Source organism: Microbacterium paraoxydans (assembly GCF_900105335.1).
In the GTDB taxonomy this organism is placed as follows: Bacteria; Actinomycetota; Actinomycetes; order Actinomycetales; family Microbacteriaceae; genus Microbacterium; species Microbacterium paraoxydans.
The window spans coordinates 1559149-1573258 of sequence record NZ_LT629770.1 but is presented as its reverse complement, the minus strand read 5'-3'; the positions used below and the strand labels follow the sequence as shown (position 1 = coordinate 1573258).

The window sequence follows — 14110 nt, the reverse complement described above, 5'->3', positions numbered from 1 at the left end:
GAGCATCCATGTCGACGCCGGAGACCGCCGTCACCACCGCCCCCACGCGCACCGCGCACCGCCGCCACTACCTGATGTGCCGTCCCGAGCACTTCACGGTGAACTACTCCATCAATCCGTGGATGGAGCCGTCGCGGCCGACCGACACCGCCAACGCCGTCGCCCAGTGGCAGAAGCTCTATGACCTGTACGTCGAGCTCGGTCACGAGGTCGAGCTCATCGATCCGCTCCCCGGCTACCCGGACATGGTCTACACGGCCAACGGCGGCTTCCTCATCGATGGCCGCGCCTACGTGCCGGAGTTCCGGTTCGTCGAGCGCCAGGGCGAGGCTCCGGCCTTCGCCGACTGGTTCCGCGCCGCCGGCTACGACACGGTGATGCCGAAGGAGGTCAACGAGGGCGAGGGCGACTTCCTGCTCGTCGGCGACGTGATCCTCGCGGGCACGGGCTTCCGCTCCACCGGCGACAGCCACCGCGAGGTCGGCGAGGTCTTCGGCCGCGAGGTCGTGTCGCTGAACCTCACCGACCCCCGCTTCTACCACCTCGACACCGCGATCGCGGTGCTCGACCCCGTGCAGGGCGTGGAGAACGGCGGTCCCGAGCGGGCGAACATCGCCTACCTCCCCGGGGCCTTCGACGACGCCAGCCGTGCCGAGCTGGAGAAGCGCTTCCCGGACGCGATCCTCGTATCGGACGAGGACGGCGCGGTGTTCGGCCTGAACTCCTCGAGCGACGGCTACAACGTCATCATCTCGCCGCGGGCGAAGGGCTTCGAGCAGCAGCTCCGGGAGCGCGGCTACAACCCGATCACCGTCGACCTGTCCGAGCTGCTCCTCGGTGGCGGCGGGATCAAGTGCTGCACGCTCGAGCTGCGGGGTGCGAAGTGACGATCGAGCAGGCGGCGGGCGCTTCGACGAGCTCAGCGACCCAGGGAACGGACGCAGCGACCCAGGGAACGGACGCTTCGACCCTTCGACAGGCTCAGGGACCCAGCGCGGTCGCCGAGCCGCACGTCGCGCACAACTACCACCCGCTGCCGGTGATGATCGCGCGCGGCGAGGGGGCCTGGGTCACCGACGTCGAGGGCAAGCGGTACCTCGACCTGCTCGCGGCCTACTCCGCGGTCAACTTCGGGCACCGGCACCCCGCGCTCGTCGCGGCGCTGACCGAGCAGCTCGGTCGGGTCACGCTCGTCAGCCGGGCGTTCCAGAGCGACATGCTGGAGCCCTTCGCCGCCGCCCTCGCCGAGCTCTGCGGCAAGGAGCTCGTGCTGCCGATGAACACGGGCGCCGAGGCGGTGGAGACCGGAATCAAGGTCGCCAGGGCCTGGGGCTACCGTGTGAAGGGCATCCCCGAGGGGAAGGCGCGGATCGTCGTGGCGAAGGGCAACTTCCACGGCCGCACGACGACGATCGTGAGCTTCAGCGACGACGAGACTGCGCACGACGACTTCGGCCCCTACACGCCGGGCTTCGACCGCGTGCCGTTCGGCGACGCGGAGGCGATCGCCGCGGCGATCACGGAGGACACGGCGGGCGTGCTCGTGGAGCCGATCCAGGGCGAGGCCGGGGTCGTGATCCCGCCGGAGGGGTACCTCCGCCGCATCCGCGAGATCTGCGACGAGAAGAACGTGCTGTTCATCGCCGATGAGATCCAGGCCGGCCTTGGCCGGGTCGGCGAGACCTTCGCGTGCGACCGTGAAAGCGTCGTTCCGGACCTGTACCTGCTGGGCAAGGCGCTCGGCGGCGGCATCCTGCCGGTCTCGGCCGTGGTGGGGAACACGGATGTGCTGGGCGTGATCCGCCCCGGCGAGCACGGCTCCACGTTCGGCGGCAACCCGCTCGCGGCGGCCGTCGGCCTCCGCGTGGTGGAGATGCTGCAGACGGGCGAGTTCCAGGAGCGTGCGCGGGCGCTGGGCGCGCACCTCGAGCAGGCGCTGCAGCCGCTGATCGGCAACGGGGTCACGGGCGTGCGCATCGCCGGGCTGTGGGCGGGCGTCGACATCGACCCTGCCATCGGCACCGGCCGCGAGATCGCGGAGAAGCTGCTCGACCGCGGTGTGCTCGTGAAGGACACGCACGGGCAGACCATCCGCATCGCCCCGCCGCTCGTCATCCGGGCCACGGAGCTCGACTGGGCCGTCGAGCAGCTCAAGGTGGTACTCGACGCCTGACCGCGGCCGACCCACCCCCTTCTGCACGAGCCACCCCCTTGCGAACGTTCGCAAGGGGGTGGCTCGTCTCGAAAGGGGTGGGTCGACGGATCAGGCCGGCGGGGAGTCGGGGTCGAGCGTGCGGAGGGTGTCCTCCTCGGCGGCGTTGTCGGCCGCGAGCTCGTCCTCGGTGTTCTCGTCGCCGCCCAGCGGAGCGTCGCGGCCCGGGCCGGAGCTGCCCTGGATGGCGCCGCCGGTCGACTCGCCGCGGGAGCTGTCGCCCTGGATCGCGCCGCCGGTGCCGTCGCCCTGGCCGGAGTTCTCGTCAGGGACGTCGACGCCGGGAGCGCCTTCGGCCGGATCCTGCGGGTGCGGGGTGCTCATGTTCTCGTCCATGACCCGACGCTACGACCGCCGGGCCGTGATGAGGAAGGCGTTGACAAACGCCTTCGCAGCTCACTCGCCGTCGCGGCGCGGGAGGCGGATGGGCGTGGTCGCCGCCGCCTTCTCCGTGTAGTCGACCGGTTCGACGGGCTGCACGACGCGCAGCGGCCGGGTCTCGTCGAGCGTCAGCCGGAAGCGGCTGCTCTCCTCACGGCGCAGACGCCCTGACGTGAGCACCCAGGTCACGCCGATCGCGCACGCGATGAAGCCGGCGGTCCCGCCGAGCATGATGGCGGCACGAGGACCGAACGCGTCGGCGACCCAGCCGGCGATCGGCGCGCCGACCGGAGTCGACCCCATGATGACGGCCATGTAGAGGGCGAGCACGCGTCCGCGCAGTGCCGGATCCGTCGTGATCTGCACGTAGCCGTTGGCCGTGGTCAGCAGCGTCACGATCATGAAGCCGGTGAACGTGAGCGTGACCGCATAGGAGAGGTAGGTGGGCATCGCGGCCGAGACGAACGCCGCGATCCCGAAGCCGCCCGCCGCGAGGATCACCACGCGCACCCTCGCCCGGTCCCGACGCGCGGCGAGGAGGGCGCCGATCAGGGACCCGATCGCGAGCACCGAGCTCAGCACCCCGTACCCGTCGGCGCCGGCTCCGAACTCCAGCGCCATGGTCGAGGCGAAGATCGGGAAGTTCATGCCGAACGCGCCGATGAGGAACACGGTCACGAACACGACCTTGAGGTCGCTGCGCGCCCAGACGTACCGGAACCCCTCGGCGAGGCCGCCGCGGTTGCGGTTCTTCGGCCGCGGTGCGAGCAGGTGCGTGCGCATGAGCAGCAGCGCGACGATCATGGCGAGGAACGTCGCGGCGTTGACGATGAACACCCAGCCGGAGCCGATCGCGACGATGAGCAGACCGCCGACCGCGGGGCCGATCATCCGGGCGAGGTTGAAGGAGGCGGAGTTGAGCGCCACGGCGTTGGAGGTCTCGGTCGCGGACACCATGTCCGACACGAAGGCCTGCCGCGCGGGGGCATCGAAGGCGTTGACGATGCCGAATCCGAGGGCGAAGGTGAGCATCATCGGCAGGGTCATCACCCCGGCGAGCAGCAGGGAGCCCACGGCGATCGCGAGAGCGAGGAGCGCGGTCTGCGTGGTCAGGAGGATCTTCCGCCGGTCGAAGCGATCCGCGACCCAGCCGGTCAGGCTCACGAGAACCAGGGGAGGGCCGAACTGCAGCGCCATGGTGACGCCCATCGCGGTCGCGTCGTTGTCGGTGAGTTCGGTCAGCACGACCCAGTCCTGCGCGGTGGCCTGCATCCACCCGCCGACGTTCGACACGAGGGCTCCGGCGAACCAGATCCGGTAGTTGATGTTCGCGAAGGAGCGGAACATGGCGTTCATCGCTCCACCACCCTCCGCATCAGGGCGCTGGCTTCTCGCAGCGTCGCCAGCTCCTCCTCGGTGTAGTCGACCTCGCGGAGCATGTCGGCCAGCAGCACGTCGCGGCGGCGGATGGTCTCGACGACGATCTCGACGCCGGCGGGGGTGATGTCCACCTGCACGCGGCGGCGGTCGTCCTCGTCGGGGGTGCGGGCGACATAGCCCTGCTCCTCCAGGCCGTTCACGATGCTCGTCATCGACGGGGCGGTCACGCGCTCGCGCTCGGCGAGGGTGGAGATCGTGCGCCGACCGTTCATGCGGAGGTCGGCGAGGACGGCGAGCTGAGTGTCGCTCATCATGTCGGCGGCACGGGCGCAGCGGAGCCGGCGGGCGAGCCGGAACGTGGCCATGCGGAGGTCTGTGGCGGTGAGGTGCAGGGAATCATCGGACGCAGACATACTTAGTTAGTCTATCTAATATTTCTGCCCCGAGGGCCGGGGGAGCCGAGGTCAGCGGGCACAATGGAGGGGTGACCCGAACGATCCCTCTCGAAATCGCCGTCCAGGATCCCGCCGGAGTGCGCATCGCCGCCGAGGTCGGCGCCGCTCGCGTCGAGCTCGCCACGGCCCTCGCGCTGGGCGGGCTCACCCCGTCGCCGGCCACCCTGGAGCTCGCGCTCGAAGCCGCGGGGGCGAACGGCCCCGAGGTGCACGTCCTTATCCGTCCGCGCGCCGGCGGCTTCCACTACAGCGCCGATGAGCTGGCCGTCGCCGAACGCGACGTGCGGCACGCGGTCGCGGCGGGCGCAGCGGGAGTGGTGATCGGCGCGCTCGACGGCGAGGGCCGACTGGATCGCGACGCCATGGCCCGGCTGCGGGATGCGGCCGGGGGAGCTCCGGCGACCCTGCACCGCGCGATCGATGTGACCGCCGACCCGGTGGCGACCCTGCGGGCCGCGAGGGAGCTCGGGCTCCGGCGCGTGCTCACCTCCGGAGGGGCGTCCGCAGCGATCGACGGCATCGACACCCTGCGCGCGCTCGTCGCCGCAGCCGAGGGGCAGATCGAGGTGATGGCCGGCAGCGGCGTCGACGTCGCGAGCGCTCCGGTGCTCGCCCGGGCCGGGGTGGACGCCCTCCACTTCTCCGCGAAGCGGGCCGTGACCGAGGACGGCGGCGTGCGCATGGGCTCCGCCTCCGACGGGGTCGGCGGCTACGAGGTGACGGATCGCGACATCGCCTTCGCCATCCGCGACGCCATCCACGACGCCCTCGCGGAGACCGACCGGTAAGGCAGGACCATGACCGAGACCCGCGAGTACACCGACAGCCACGGCATCGCCATCGTCTACGACGTCCACCCGGCGGAGGGGACGCCCCGCGGCGTCGTCCAGCTCCTGCACGGGGTGGGGGAGCACGCAGGACGGTATCCCGCGCTGATCGCCGCACTCACCGGAGCCGGGTTCACCGTCTACGCGGACGACCACCGCGGGCACGGGCGCACCGGAATGCGTCAGCACGGCGACCCGGCCCGCCTCGGACGGCTCGGTCCCGGGGGACTCCGGGCGGCCAAGGACGCGGTCTGGCAGCTGACCGGCATCATCCGCGACGAGAACCCCGACCTCCCGCTCGTGCTCCTCGGGCACTCGTGGGGGTCGTTCCTCGCGCAGATGCTGGTGAACGAGCACGCGGAGGCCTTCGATGCGGTCATCCTGTCGGGCTCGGCGCTGCGCACGCCCCGCTCCCTGAACCCGGCGCCGCTGAACGCCGCGTGGGCCGCCGACGACGCGACCGGATACGAGTGGCTGAGCCGTGACCCCGCGGTGTGGAAGGCCTTCGAGGAGGACCCGCTCACGACGGGGGTGCCGCTGCTCAAGCTCTTCGGTCCGCTCGACGCGGCGCGACTCTACGGGCGTCCGGCGAAGCACCTCGCGCGCGACCTCCCGGTGCTCCTCCTCGTCGGCCGTGACGATCCGGTCGGCGGTCCCCGCAGCGTCCACAAGCTCGCCGACGCGTACCGCCGACGCTCCGGGCTCACGGACGTCACGACCCTCGTCTACCCCGACGCGCGGCACGAGATCTTCCAGGAGCTCCAGCAGGACGAGGTGCGCGCCGACGTGCTCGCGTGGCTCGACGCCCACATCCCGGCCCGCTGACCCCCGCCCCGTCCCCTCCAGTTCCGTCCAGGATCACTTTCGCCCCTCCGTCCGCCTCGCGGGATCACTTTGGTGCCCGGAACACGTCGCAGAGGCGCGTTTCTGCACTCGCGACGAGTGGGGGCGTCGGCGAGCGTCGACGCGGCGGCGTCCGCGGCGACGTATCGGGATCACTTTCGCGCCTCCAGCCATCCCGCGGGATCACTTTCGGGCCTGGGGCGGGCTGCGGGAGAGCGTTTTCGAACACACACGGTGAGCGGGTACGCCGGGGGCCGCGCCGCTGATCGGGGCGGTGGTGGTGAGTTCAGAGCGTGCGCATGGCGGAGGGCCGCGCGGTGGCGGATCAGAAACGGGCGGGGGACGGGATGGCGGGTGCGGTTTCGATCCCGCTGGCGGTGTGTGTGGCGGGCGTGTCCCGGTGGCGGGATCAGAAACGGGCGCGGAGCGCGGTGCCAGGGGCCGGTTTTGATCCCGCGCGCGAGGGGTGGCGGGCTGCGCGCCGGGGGCGGGATCAGGAACGGGCGGGGGAGGGGGCGGGGAGGGGCGGGTTTGATCCCGCACGGGAGGGAGGGACGGGAGGGAGGGACGGGGCTGAGGGCGGAGGGAGTGTGACGCGGGATGACGCGGGGTGAAGGCGTGTGACGGAGGGAGGCCACGGGCCGTGGGGGCAGCCCTAGATTCGGGGCACATCCGCACGAGCGAGGGGGAGGGCCCGCGGCGATGAGCTTCCTGACCGACTGGCATGAGTGGCACGCGGCGCGCGAGCGCTATGCGGGGTCGGAGTACGGGCCGTCCGCGCTGGAGTCGACGAACTGGCTCATCACCGAACCCGCCGCGGTCGACGGCGTGCCCGGACTCTGGGCCCTCACCGGGGACGGCGGCATCCGCGGCAGCGAACTGGGACCGTCGGGGTCGGTCGTCACCCTCCGCGGCACCCAGACCCTGCGCCTCGGGCGGCGCGAGCTGCGTGTGTTCGACCGCAACGGACTGCTGGCCCTCCGCGTCTGGAACCCCGCTCGTCCGCAGCGGGAGTGGTTCACGGCGATCGACGCCTACGGCCCCGACGAACGATGGCGGATCCCGGCCACGTTCGAGCCCGCGCCAGACGAGCGGATCGTCGTCACGGCGGTCGACGGCGAGGAGCGCGAGACCGCGATCGCCGGACGCCTGCGGTTCGAGCTCGCCGGGGCCCCGCGCGAGCTCACGGTCACCCGCAGCGGGAGCGGAGCGCTGAGTGCGGTCTTCGCCGACGGGACGAACGGGCTGGAGACGTACCGGTTCCGGTTCCTCCCCGTCGACGAGCCCGCCGCCGACGGGTCCGCCGTGATCGACTTCAACCGGGCGTACCTGCCGCCGTGCGCCTTCTCCGACCAGTTCATCTGCCCCCTGCCCACGCCCGGCAACCGCTACTCCACGCCGATCAGGGCCGGGGAACGCGTGGTCGTGCTCGGCGGCTGACCACGGCGGCAGCGTGCGCCTTAAGCTGGATCCGTGCACGGTGAATACAAGGTTCCTGGGGGCAAGCTCGTCGTCGTCGACCTCGAGGTCGAGAACGACCGGATCGCGCGGTTCCGGCTCGCCGGGGACTTCTTCCTCGAACCGGACTCCGCGCTCGACGACATCAACGCCGCCGTCGAGGGCCTCCCCGCCGAGTCCGACGCCACGGCCATCGCCGCGGCCGTCCGCGGTGCCCTCCCCGAGGGGTCGCAGCTGCTCGGCTTCAGCCCCGAGGCCGTGGGCACCGCCGTGCGTCGCGCTCTGGTCACCGCGCCCGGGTGGCGCGACTTCGACTGGGAGATCGTCCACGAGAAGGCGGTCTCGCCGCGCATGAACCTCGCCCTCGACGAGGTGCTCACCTCCCGGGTGGGCGAGGGGCGCCGTCGTCCGACGCTGCGCATCTGGGAATGGGACGAGTCGGCCGTCGTCATCGGGTCGTTCCAGTCGTACCGCAATGAGGTCGACCCCGAGGGCGCTGCGACGCACGGCTTCGACGTCGTCCGCCGCATCTCCGGCGGCGGGGCGATGCTCATGGCCGCGGGGCAGATCATCACCTACTCGCTGTACGTGCCGGCCTCGCTCGTGGCGGGTATGACCTTCGCCGACTCCTACGCGTTCCTCGACGACTGGGTGCTGCAGGCGCTCCGGTCGCTCGGCATCGACGCCGTCTACCAGCCGCTCAACGACATCGCGAGCCCGACCGGCAAGATCGGCGGCGCCGCGCAGAAGCGCCTCGCGAACGGTGGCGTGCTGCACCACGCCACCCTCTCCTACGACATCGACGGCCAGATGATGACCGAGGTGCTGCGCATCGGCCGCGAGAAGCTCAGCGACAAGGGCACGACCTCGGCAGCCAAGCGCGTCGACCCGCTGCGCAGCCAGACCGGACTGGAGCGCGCCGAGATCATCGAGCGCTTCAAGGACACGTTCCGCTCGCTCACCTCCGCCGAGGACGGCGGCATCACGCCGGACGAGTACGCCGATGCCCAGGCGCTGGTGGAGTCGAAGTTCTCGACCGACGCGTGGCTGCACCGGGTTCCGTGAGCCCTTCGACAGGCTCAGGCCCTTCGGCAGGCTCAGGGACCCAGGGCCCTTCGACGGGCTCAGGGACCCAGGGCGGTGGCTCAGGGACGCAGGTTCCGGGGCGGGTGTCGGTGATCGAGGGGGACAACCTCGCGGTCGCGGCGACCCTGCCGTCCGCATCCTTCACGCTCGTCTACCTCGACCCGCCGTTCAACACCGGGCGGGTGCGGGAGCGGCAGGTGGTCACCGCCCGCCGCACGTTCACAACTCCGGAGGAATCGGCTGATCCGGACGGGAGCAGCCCCCAATCGGCCGACACCGCATCGGATCTCCTGGGTTCTGAACGTGCGCCCGGCGAGCCCGAGGTGCGGCACGGCTTCCACGGGCACCGGTACGAGCGGGTGCGGGGCATGCTGCGCGCGTACGATGACAGCTTCGACGACTACGGCGCCTTCCTCATGCCGCGGCTGGAGGAGGCCTGGCGCCTGCTCGCCGACGACGGCACCCTGTACCTGCACCTGGACTACCGCGAGGCGCACTACGCGAAGGTCATGCTCGACGCGGTGTTCGGCCGGGACTGCTTCCTCAACGAGCTCATCTGGGCGTACGACTACGGCGCGAAGTCCCGGCGGCGGTGGCCCACCAAGCACGACACGATCCTGGTGTACGTGAAGAACCCGCGGACGTACGTGTTCAACTCCGACGACGTCGACCGGGAGCCGTACATGGCGCCGGGACTGGTGACCGCGGAGAAGGCCGCGCGCGGCAAGCTGCCGACGGACGTGTGGTGGCACACGATCGTCCCCACCACCGGGCGGGAGAAGACCGGGTATCCGACGCAGAAGCCGGAGGGCGTCCTGCGGCGCATCGTGACCGCGTCGAGCCGGCCGGGTGACCGGGTGCTCGACCTCTTCGCGGGCAGCGGCACGACCGGAGCCGTGGCCTCCGCACTCGGTCGGGAGGCCGTGCTCGTGGACGACAACCCGGAGGCGGTGCGGGTCATGGCTGAGCGCATCCCACACGCGGAGGTCCGCCGGGCCTGAGCGGGCCTGGTCGGCAGCAGGCGTCAGAGCCCGATCGAGACCTTCCGCAGGGTCTCACTCGCCGTCCAGACCGTCCGCATGCCGGTGGTGAGCCGCATCACGGACCCGGGGCCGAGCTCCACCGGAGGGAGCGCGGGCGCGGTGAACGTCACGGTCGCGCGGCCGGAGAGCACGACGAACACCTCGTCCTCCTCGACGTCCACCGCCGTGCCCGGCGTCATCTCCCAGACGCCGATCTCGATCCCTCCTGCGTCGTCGAGCACGGAGTACGCGGTGGTCGGCGCGCCGTCGCGGACGTCTTCGGCGGGCAGGGAGGCGTGCGTCAGCGCGAGGCGTCCGGCGTCGACGGCGGCCCCCGGGGCGAGGCCAGTCACGAGTCGAAGCCCATGCCGAGAGCGTCGAGCGTCTTCAGGAACAGGTTCCGGCGCCCCTCGTTGTGATCCGCCCTGTCCATCGCGGCACGGACGAGGTTGATGCCGACGGACGCGGCGGGCTCCGGCGGGAACGGGATCGGCTTCTCGCGCACCATCCGGAGCTGCGTGCGCTCGGTCTCCTCGCCGGCGAGCTTGTCGAGCATCACGTCCGCAGCGAACCGGGCGGCGCCGACCCCGAGGCCGGTGAAACCCGTGGCGTAGGCGACCCGGCCGCCGCGGGCGGTGCCGAAGAACGCGCAGAACCGGCTCGACGAGTCGATCGCTCCGGCCCAGCGGTGCGTGAAGCGGAGGCCGGCGAGTTGCGGGAACGTGGTGAAGAAGTGCGAGGCCAGGCGCCGGTGGCTCTCCATCCGATCCTCGTAGGCGGGGCGCACCTTGCCGCCGAAGTGGTAGACCGCGTCGTAGCCGCCGAACAGGATCCGGTCGTCGGCCGTGAGGCGGTAGTAGTGGAACTGGTTGGCGCTGTCGGCGAGCCCCTGGCGGTTCCGCCAGCCGATGGACGCGAGCTGCTCGGCCGACAGCGGCTCCGTCATCAGCACGTAGTCGTACACGGGAACCGTCATGAGGCGGTTGCGCTTCAGGAGCGAGGGGAACACGTTCGTCGCGAGCGCCACCGTGTCGGCGGTCACCCGGCCGTGCTCCGTGACGAGGGTCACCGGACCGGAGTCCGCGCCCTCGATCCGCCGGACGAGGCTGTGCTCGTGGATCTCCACGCCGAGGTCGGCGGCCACCCGCGCGAGCTCCAGCCCCAGCTTCGCCGGGTGTACGAGAGCGCAGCCGTCCCGGTCCCACGCGCCGGCGAGGAACGTGGGCGAGTGCACCTCCGCCTGCACCGCCTCCCGGTCGAGGAAGCCCTCCTCCTCGCGCAGCCACTCGACCTGATGCGGCTCGACGGCCACCGCGAGCTGGCCCGTCCGCTCGAACTCAGCATCCATGTCGTACCGCCGCACGGTCTCGGCGATGCCGTCGAGGTTCTCGTGGCCCAGCTCCTCCAGGCGGTCGATCTCCTCGGGCCAGCGGTTCACGCCGTTCTCATGGCCGTGCGTGAGGCTGGACTCGCAGAAGCCGCCGTTGCGCCCGGACGCCGCCCAGGCCACGCGGGACGCCTCGAGGAGGACCACCCTCCGCTCCGGATCCCGCTCCTTCGCGCGCACGGCTGTCCAGAGTCCGGTGTAGCCGCCGCCGACGACCACGAGGTCCGTGTGCACGGTGCCGCGGAGCGGCGGGTGCGCGGGGCGCTCGACGTCGTCGAGCCAGAAGACCGACAGGGCCGTGTCGCGCAGGGCGTCGTCGATGACGGACTGCGGAGGACGCCGGCGTTCGAAGACCGTGGTGCCCATGTTCACTCCGATGCGAGGGGAGCGCGTCAGCGCGTTCCCCAGTTGTAGAGGTCTTTGTAGAGGCCGGCGTAGAGCAGGCTCTCCGTCTGGATGATGCCGGGGATGGTACGGATGCGGGTGGCGATGAGGTCGAGCAGGTGGTCGTCGTCCTCGCACACCGCCTCGACGAGGATGTCGAACGTCCCGAGAGTGACCACGACGTACGCGAGCTCCGGGATCGCCGTGAGCTCCTCCGCGATCGCGCGGGGGTCGCCGGACACCCGGATCCCGATCATCGACATGCGGTGGAAGCCGAGCTGCAGCGGGTCGGTCACGGCGACGATCTGGATCAGGCCCGATTCGGTCAGCCGCTGCACCCGCTGGCGGGCCGCGGCCTCGCTGAGCCCCACCTCCCGGGCGATCTCCGCATAGGGACGCCGACCGTCCTCCTGCAGCAGCTCGACGATGCGCTTCGAGATGTCGTCGAGGGCGGGGGGAGGCGTCTTCGGACTCATGTACCGATCGTGACACTCGGATGGGGGCTGCGCAACCGAATCCGTCGATCTGTGGACGAAAAGCTACAGATTCCGCGTTCTGATGGCTACCATGGCGCTATGTCCTCACCGTCGACGATGACCGTGCCCCTGCAGAACTTCATCGGCGGTCGCGCTGTCACCGCAGCGGGGAGCGGGCGCCTGCCGCTCATCGATCCGGTGACGGAGGAAGCCTACGGCGAGATCCCGATCTCCGACCGCACCGACGTGGATGCCGCGTATGCCGCGGCCGCGGCGGCGTTCCCGATCTGGCGGGACACCCCGCCGTCTGCGCGCCAGCTCGCGCTGTTCCGCATCGCCGAGGAGATGGCCGCGCGGGCCGAGGAGTTCGCCGACCTCGAATCGAAGGACACCGGCAAGCCGCGGGCGACGCTCGTCGCCGACGAGATCCTGCAGTCCGCGGACCAGCTGCGGTTCTTCGCCGGCGCCGCGCGGAGCCTCGAGGGTCGAGCCGCCGCGGAGTACCTCCCCGGGCACACCTCCTTCGTGCGCCGGGAGCCGATCGGCGTGATCGGGCAGGTGACGCCGTGGAACTACCCCCTGAACATGGCGGTGTGGAAGATCGCTCCCGCGCTCGCCGCCGGGAACACGGTCGTGCTGAAGCCGGCGGAGTCCACGCCGCTCACCACCCTGCTGCTCGCGGAGATCGTCGCGCGCCACACCCCCGCCGGCACCCTCAACATCGTGCTCGGCGACCGTGAGACCGGAGCGGCCCTCGTCGAGCATCCGACGCCGCAGATGGTGGCCATCACCGGCTCGGTGCGCGCGGGCATGGCCGTGGCCCGCTCGGCGGCCGACGACGTCAAACGCGTGCACCTGGAGCTCGGCGGCAAGGCGCCCGCGATCGTCTTCCCCGACGCGTCGATCGAGAAGGCGGTCGAGGGCATCGTCACGGGGGCCTTCTTCAACGCGGGGCAGGACTGCACCGCGGCGACCCGGGTGCTCGTGCACGCGTCGGTGCACGACGAGCTCGTCGCGGCACTGGTGGAGCGGACCCGCACGCACGCGCGGACCGGGGCGCCGGACGAAGAGGGCGTGCTGTACGGACCGCTGAGCAGCGCGGCCCAGCTCGCGCAGGTGCAGGGCTTCGTCGACCGGCTTCCCGGGCATGCGACGGTTGCGACCGGCGGGGCGCGGCAGGGTGACCGGGGCTACTTCTGGGAGGCGACCGTCGTGACCGGCGTGCAGCAGGACGACGAGGTCGTGCAGGGGGAGATCTTCGGTCCCGTGCTCACCGTCCAGCCCTTCGACACCGAGGAGGAGGCGCTCGCGATGGCGAACGACGTGCCGTACGCGCTCGCCGCGTCGGTGTGGACCCACGATCATGCCCGCGCCATGCGCTTCTCCCGGGATCTCGACTTCGGGTGCGTCTGGATCAACACCCACATCCCGTTCGTGTCGGACATGCCGCACGGCGGTTTCAAGCACTCCGGATACGGGAAGGACCTGTCGCAGTACGGCTTCGACGACTACACCCGCATCAAGCACGTGATGAGCGCGCTCGACTGACGGCGGGACCGCTTCAGCGCGGGGCGAGGTGCTTGACGCGGCGGTGCTCGCGGAGCGTGAACTGCGGGCGCTGATCGATCTTCGTGGCCCCGTCGAGCTCCCACCCGTGCCGGGCGTAGAAGCCGTCGGCCCGGTCGTTGCCGTCGAGCACCCAGAGGTAGGCGCGGGTGTGGCCGGCGTCGATCATGCGCTGCTCGGCGGCGTCGAGGAGGGCATGCCCTGCCCCCGTCGACCACGCGGTGGGATCGGCGTAGATGCCGTACAGCTCCGCATCGTCCAGGCCGTCGGGGTCGCGGCCGGAGCCGAACGACGCCCAGCCGACGACCGTGCCGTCGCGCTCGGCCACCAGGGTCCCGAGGCTCGTGGGGAGGGGATCGGCGAAGATGCGGCGCCACCCGTCGGCGCGCTCCGAGACGGACAACCCGTCCAGCACCTCCTGGTCGATGAGGCCCTCGTAGGCCGCCTGCCACGAGCGCACATGCACTCCGGCCACGGCCTCGGCATCGTCGGCGATGGCGTCTCGGATCACCAGGGGCGTCATCCCTCCACCCTATGCGCGCCCGCCGACGTCCTTCCGTCCCCTCCCGGTACTCGGTGACCCGGTGCTGGCGACCCGGCCGGAGAAGACGGGTCGACGGGTGCGACGCGATG

The 14110-nt window shown here is 71.3% G+C and carries 15 protein-coding genes; 8 read left to right on the top strand and 7 right to left on the bottom strand.

The genetic code is table 11. The features are described from left to right. Positions 1 to 8: 8 nt before the first annotated feature. A complete protein-coding gene (gene ddaH, locus BLU02_RS07950; RefSeq protein ID WP_060922634.1) occupies positions 9 to 887 on the top strand; it encodes a dimethylargininase in 879 nt (292 codons plus the stop codon). Further along, a complete protein-coding gene (gene rocD, locus BLU02_RS07945) occupies positions 884 to 2173 on the top strand; it encodes an ornithine--oxo-acid transaminase (protein ID WP_060922635.1) in 1290 nt (429 codons plus the stop codon). Before ddaH ends, rocD begins: the two co-directional genes overlap by 4 nt. A 90-nt stretch (positions 2174 to 2263) precedes the next feature. On the opposite strand, the gene BLU02_RS07940 is transcribed toward rocD, so the two are convergent. From BLU02_RS07940 to BLU02_RS07930, 3 genes are read right to left on the bottom strand one after another with little or no spacing between them, the layout of a single operon-like run. Then, the gene (locus tag BLU02_RS07940) at positions 2264 to 2548 is read right to left on the bottom strand and encodes a hypothetical protein (protein ID WP_060922636.1); all 285 of its coding nucleotides are present in this window, start codon (positions 2546 to 2548) and stop codon (positions 2264 to 2266) included. A gap of 60 nt (positions 2549 to 2608) precedes the next feature. Beyond that, positions 2609 to 3940, bottom strand: a complete 1332-nt coding sequence (locus tag BLU02_RS07935) for an MFS transporter (protein ID WP_060922638.1) — start codon at positions 3938 to 3940, stop codon at positions 2609 to 2611. A 5-nt stretch (positions 3941 to 3945) separates the two neighbouring features. Continuing rightward, positions 3946 to 4386, bottom strand: coding sequence for a MarR family winged helix-turn-helix transcriptional regulator (locus BLU02_RS07930; protein ID WP_060922637.1), 441 nt, complete (start codon positions 4384 to 4386; stop codon positions 3946 to 3948). A 71-nt stretch (positions 4387 to 4457) separates the two neighbouring features. Here BLU02_RS07930 and BLU02_RS07925 point away from each other — a divergent pair, with 71 nt between their 5' ends. From BLU02_RS07925 to BLU02_RS07905, 5 genes are all read left to right on the top strand, one after another. Next, positions 4458 to 5216, top strand: coding sequence for a copper homeostasis protein CutC (locus tag BLU02_RS07925; protein WP_083370930.1), 759 nt, complete (start codon positions 4458 to 4460; stop codon positions 5214 to 5216). A 9-nt stretch (positions 5217 to 5225) separates the two neighbouring features. Further along, entirely contained in the window at positions 5226 to 6080 is an 855-nt protein-coding gene (locus BLU02_RS07920; protein ID WP_060922639.1) for an alpha/beta fold hydrolase, read from the top strand. Between the two features lie 720 nt (positions 6081 to 6800). Beyond that, a complete protein-coding gene (locus BLU02_RS07915; protein ID WP_060922640.1) occupies positions 6801 to 7538 on the top strand; it encodes a DUF1684 domain-containing protein in 738 nt (245 codons plus the stop codon). 33 nt (positions 7539 to 7571) lie between these two features. Continuing rightward, complete coding sequence (locus tag BLU02_RS07910) at positions 7572 to 8621, top strand: lipoate-protein ligase LplAB (protein ID WP_060922641.1); 1050 nt, start codon at positions 7572 to 7574, stop codon at positions 8619 to 8621. A gap of 104 nt (positions 8622 to 8725) precedes the next feature. Then, positions 8726 to 9643 carry a DNA-methyltransferase gene (locus tag BLU02_RS07905; RefSeq protein ID WP_083370929.1) on the top strand — a complete coding sequence of 306 codons (918 nt, stop codon included), beginning with the start codon at positions 8726 to 8728 and terminating at the stop codon, positions 9641 to 9643. A 23-nt stretch (positions 9644 to 9666) separates the two neighbouring features. Here BLU02_RS07905 and BLU02_RS07900 read toward each other — a convergent pair whose 3' ends face one another. Genes BLU02_RS07900 through BLU02_RS07890 form a run of 3 tightly spaced genes read right to left on the bottom strand, consistent with a single transcriptional unit; the run spans position 9667 to position 11911 of the window. After that, positions 9667 to 10017 (bottom strand): cupin domain-containing protein, encoded by a 351-nt coding sequence (locus BLU02_RS07900; protein WP_060923656.1) that lies wholly within the window; start codon positions 10015 to 10017, stop codon positions 9667 to 9669. Then, positions 10014 to 11417: an NAD(P)/FAD-dependent oxidoreductase gene (locus BLU02_RS07895; RefSeq protein WP_083370928.1), complete on the bottom strand. Its 1404-nt coding sequence runs from the start codon at positions 11415 to 11417 to the stop codon at positions 10014 to 10016. Before BLU02_RS07895 ends, BLU02_RS07900 begins: the two co-directional genes overlap by 4 nt. Positions 11418 to 11443: 26 nt before the next feature. Beyond that, positions 11444 to 11911, bottom strand: a complete 468-nt coding sequence (locus tag BLU02_RS07890; protein ID WP_025105441.1) for an Lrp/AsnC family transcriptional regulator — start codon at positions 11909 to 11911, stop codon at positions 11444 to 11446. A 99-nt stretch (positions 11912 to 12010) separates the two neighbouring features. Here BLU02_RS07890 and BLU02_RS07885 point away from each other — a divergent pair, with 99 nt between their 5' ends. After that, positions 12011 to 13459 carry a gamma-aminobutyraldehyde dehydrogenase gene (locus tag BLU02_RS07885; RefSeq protein ID WP_060923584.1) on the top strand — a complete coding sequence of 483 codons (1449 nt, stop codon included), beginning with the start codon at positions 12011 to 12013 and terminating at the stop codon, positions 13457 to 13459. A gap of 13 nt (positions 13460 to 13472) precedes the next feature. Here the strand turns inward: BLU02_RS07885 and BLU02_RS07880 are convergent, their stop codons facing one another. Further along, entirely contained in the window at positions 13473 to 14000 is a 528-nt protein-coding gene (locus BLU02_RS07880; protein ID WP_060923583.1) for a GNAT family N-acetyltransferase, read from the bottom strand. Between the last annotated feature and the right edge of the window lie 110 nt (positions 14001 to 14110).

Coding starts and splice junctions, on each gene's coding strand:
- ddaH (WP_060922634.1), top strand. CDS start 9: ATGTCGACGCCGGAGACCGCCGTCACCACCGCCCCCACGCGCACCGCG.
- BLU02_RS07940 (WP_060922636.1), bottom strand. CDS start 2,548: ATGGACGAGAACATGAGCACCCCGCACCCGCAGGATCCGGCCGAAGGC.
- BLU02_RS07935 (WP_060922638.1), bottom strand. CDS start 3,940: ATGTTCCGCTCCTTCGCGAACATCAACTACCGGATCTGGTTCGCCGGA.
- BLU02_RS07930 (WP_060922637.1), bottom strand. CDS start 4,386: ATGTCTGCGTCCGATGATTCCCTGCACCTCACCGCCACAGACCTCCGC.
- BLU02_RS07920 (WP_060922639.1), top strand. CDS start 5,226: ATGACCGAGACCCGCGAGTACACCGACAGCCACGGCATCGCCATCGTC.
- BLU02_RS07915 (WP_060922640.1), top strand. CDS start 6,801: ATGAGCTTCCTGACCGACTGGCATGAGTGGCACGCGGCGCGCGAGCGC.
- BLU02_RS07895 (WP_083370928.1), bottom strand. CDS start 11,417: ATGGGCACCACGGTCTTCGAACGCCGGCGTCCTCCGCAGTCCGTCATC.
- BLU02_RS07890 (WP_025105441.1), bottom strand. CDS start 11,911: ATGAGTCCGAAGACGCCTCCCCCCGCCCTCGACGACATCTCGAAGCGC.
- BLU02_RS07885 (WP_060923584.1), top strand. CDS start 12,011: ATGTCCTCACCGTCGACGATGACCGTGCCCCTGCAGAACTTCATCGGC.
- BLU02_RS07880 (WP_060923583.1), bottom strand. CDS start 14,000: ATGACGCCCCTGGTGATCCGAGACGCCATCGCCGACGATGCCGAGGCC.